The 2,761-nt window shown below is 33.3% G+C and carries 4 protein-coding genes; 2 read left to right on the forward strand and 2 right to left on the reverse strand.

The window, feature by feature from the left end:
- Positions 1–263: AAA family ATPase (locus SOY52_RS07570; protein WP_320848352.1), on the reverse strand; the 263-nt coding region annotated here is incomplete at its 3' end.
- Positions 264–364: 101 nt separating this feature from the next.
- Between SOY52_RS07570 and SOY52_RS07575 the strand changes: the two genes are divergently transcribed.
- The gene (locus SOY52_RS07575; RefSeq protein ID WP_320848353.1) at positions 365–1,048 is read left to right on the forward strand and encodes a GNAT family N-acetyltransferase; all 684 of its coding nucleotides are present in this window, start codon (positions 365–367) and stop codon (positions 1,046–1,048) included.
- Here SOY52_RS07575 and SOY52_RS07580 read toward each other — a convergent pair.
- On the reverse strand, positions 1,032–1,430 hold the full coding sequence (locus SOY52_RS07580; protein WP_320848354.1) for a C-GCAxxG-C-C family (seleno)protein: 399 nt from the start codon (positions 1,428–1,430) through the stop codon (positions 1,032–1,034). The two genes, SOY52_RS07575 and SOY52_RS07580, sit on opposite strands and share 17 nt — an antisense overlap.
- A gap of 101 nt (positions 1,431–1,531) precedes the next feature.
- Between SOY52_RS07580 and guaA the strand changes: the two genes are divergently transcribed.
- On the forward strand, positions 1,532–2,515 hold the full coding sequence (guaA, locus tag SOY52_RS07585; RefSeq protein WP_320848355.1) for a glutamine-hydrolyzing GMP synthase: 984 nt from the start codon (positions 1,532–1,534) through the stop codon (positions 2,513–2,515).
- Positions 2,516–2,761: the final 246 nt, after the last annotated feature.

The following is a 2,761-nucleotide window of genomic DNA, read 5'->3' on the forward strand; positions in this document are numbered from 1 at the left end:
ATATGATTTTCAAATGATGGAGTTGTAGAAATTTTTAAATCAGAAAATATTTCATGAGAATCACAGCCTTTAGAGTAGTAGGCTGCTATCATATTTGCAGCCATTGTCTTTCCAAACCTTCTTGGGCGTGAAGAACAAATAAATTTATCCTTTATATCTATTTTATTATTTAATTCTTTTATCAAGAGGGTCTTATCAATATAATGGAGGCGCTGTTTATCTTCAATAAAGTTATTTAATCCTGGATTTAAATATGTTCCCATCTATTTCCTCGTTTTTAATGATATTATGGTTGAAAATAAATGTAAACCAAAATGGATTTCTTTCCTTGCCAAATAAGCTATCAAATAGGTATGCTTAAGCTATGATTGAAGTTTTAATTGAAAATAATAGAAGTATTGCTAAAGATGGTGAAAAGATAATAGGTGAGTGTGATTACACTGTTAATGATGATATTTGGTCTTTTGATCATACCTTTGTAGATCCTTTTTATGGTGGGCAGGGTATAGCTAAACGCTTAGTTGAATGTGCTCTTGAGGAAGCAAAAAGTAAGAATGTTAAAGTAAATCCTGTTTGTTCATATGTTAAGAAGATATTTGATAAAAATCCTAAAGAGTTTTGTGACCTTAAAGCATATTCTTTTTATGGATGGAAGAGTAAAAGCGTAGGTGCTAATGATGAAAGAATAAAGAACCAAAGACATCTTTATGATCTTTTATCAAAATGTTGGTCAATAGAAACCTGTGCTCCTCGACTTAGAGATAAATGGAGTGATGATAACATTACTCTTGGGCAGTGCTCTATTACAGCCTTTCTTGCCCAAGATATCTTTGGCGGAGAGGTTTATGGCATTGTATTAGAAGATGGTTCACATCACTGCTTTAATAAGGTAAATGATGTAGTCTTTGACCTTACTTCAGAGCAGTTTGGTGATAAAAATCTAGATTACTCTAATTGCGTTAGAGAGCATAGAGAGGAACACTTTTCTAAAAAAGAAAAGTATGACCGCTATTTACTTTTAACTGAGAGGCTTAAGAGCGTTCTTTAATAAACCTTTCGAATAAATCAAGGGCAGAATTTACTGTTTTCATACATCTCTTTCCTTCTTCGAAGTTTTTTGGCTTTAAGCATGAGCACTCGATTGAGGAAAGAGCTTTTCTAAATTCTTCAACAAATTCTCCACACATTGGCATAAAGCCTTCAGTTGCATGAGCTCTTTCTTTGATGAAAAGCTTTCCAAGTGCAGCTATTGAAGCTGTTAGAGCACCACATGTGATGCCACATCCACAACCTCCACCAAAGCCTCCGATTAAGAGAAAATCATCTTCTGTTAGATTTAAATGATATTCATCATTTATGATATGAAGTACTGTTTCTGCACAGTTTTGATCTTTATCTAAATAGTAATATGGAACATTATCTTTAAGCATATTTAGAATATTACCATAAAACATAGTTTAAACTATGGATAAGAATTATATTTTTCTGTTAATTTTGTCTTAACCCATTTATTAATGGGAAGGAGATGATAATGGTATTTGATAGAAGACCAGATGATATGGTTAGAATCACAACTACTGAACTTGCAAATCAATTTATCGATGAGCAGATTGTTGCACTTAGAGAACAAATTAAAGATAAGAAGGTTCTTCTTGCACTTTCTGGTGGTGTTGATTCATCTGTAGTAGCAGCACTTTTAATTAAAGCTATTGGAAAACAACTTGTTTGTGTTCATGTTAACCATGGACTTCTTCGTAAAGGCGAACCTGAACAAGTAATTGAAGTTTTCCAAAATCAGATGAATGCAAATTTAATCTATGTTGATGCAACAGATAGGTTCCTTGATAAGCTTGCAAATGTTACAGATCCTGAAACAAAAAGAAAGATAATTGGTGGAGAATTTATTGAAGTATTTGCTGAAGAAGCAAGAAAGTTAGATGGTATTGAATTCTTAGCTCAAGGTACAATTTGGCCAGATATTTTAGAGAGTGAACACGGAATTAAAGCACACCACAATGCAGGTGGTCTTCCTGAGGATATGAATTTTGCTCTAGTTGAGCCAGTTAAAATTCTATTTAAAGATGAAGTTAGAATTGTTGGCAAGGCTTTAGGTCTTCCTGATAACATGGTATTTAGACAGCCATTCCCAGGTCCTGGCCTTGGTGTAAGATGTCCTGGTGCTATTACAAGGGATAGACTTGAGGCTGTAAGAGAATCAGATGCAATTCTTCGTGAAGAATTTAGTAAGAATGGTTTAGAAGGAAAGGTTTGGCAGTACTTTACTGTTGTTCCTGATTTCAGATCAACTGGTATTAAGGATGGTAAGAGATCTTTTGAATGGTCTGTTATTATTCGTGCTGTTAATACCTCTGATGCGATGACTGCTGAAGTTGAAAATATCCCATTTGCATTAATGCAACATATAGTAAAGAGAATTACTAGTGAGGTTAAGGGGGTAAACAGAGTTCTTTATGACTTTACTCCAAAACCAACAGGAACTATTGAGTTTGAATAAAATTCACAATGACTTGCAGTGGCTTAAAAGAAGAAACTGTAAGTCTTTTTTTTTAATGTGATGTACGGATAAATAATTTATTGTATAGTGGTAGTTAGATTTAAAAAGAGAGTAATGTATGGCATATCCAAAACCTTTATCTAAAAAAACAATTGATAAAATGTATCTTGATTCAGGACTGACAGAAGAAAAAATAACTTTCTTAAGAAGGCTATTTGATGGGGCTGCTGCATTATATGGTGTTAT

Origin of the sequence: Bullifex sp. (assembly GCF_034103065.1) — a bacterium.
Lineage (GTDB): Bacteria > Spirochaetota > Spirochaetia > Sphaerochaetales > Sphaerochaetaceae > Bullifex.

Bases quoted from the DNA above. Each gene is read 5' to 3' on its own strand.
- SOY52_RS07575 (WP_320848353.1), top strand. From the start codon at position 365: ATGATTGAAGTTTTAATTGAAAATAATAGAAGTATTGCTAAAGATGGT.
- SOY52_RS07580 (WP_320848354.1), bottom strand. From the start codon at position 1,430: ATGCTTAAAGATAATGTTCCATATTACTATTTAGATAAAGATCAAAAC.
- guaA (WP_320848355.1), top strand. From the start codon at position 1,532: ATGGTATTTGATAGAAGACCAGATGATATGGTTAGAATCACAACTACT.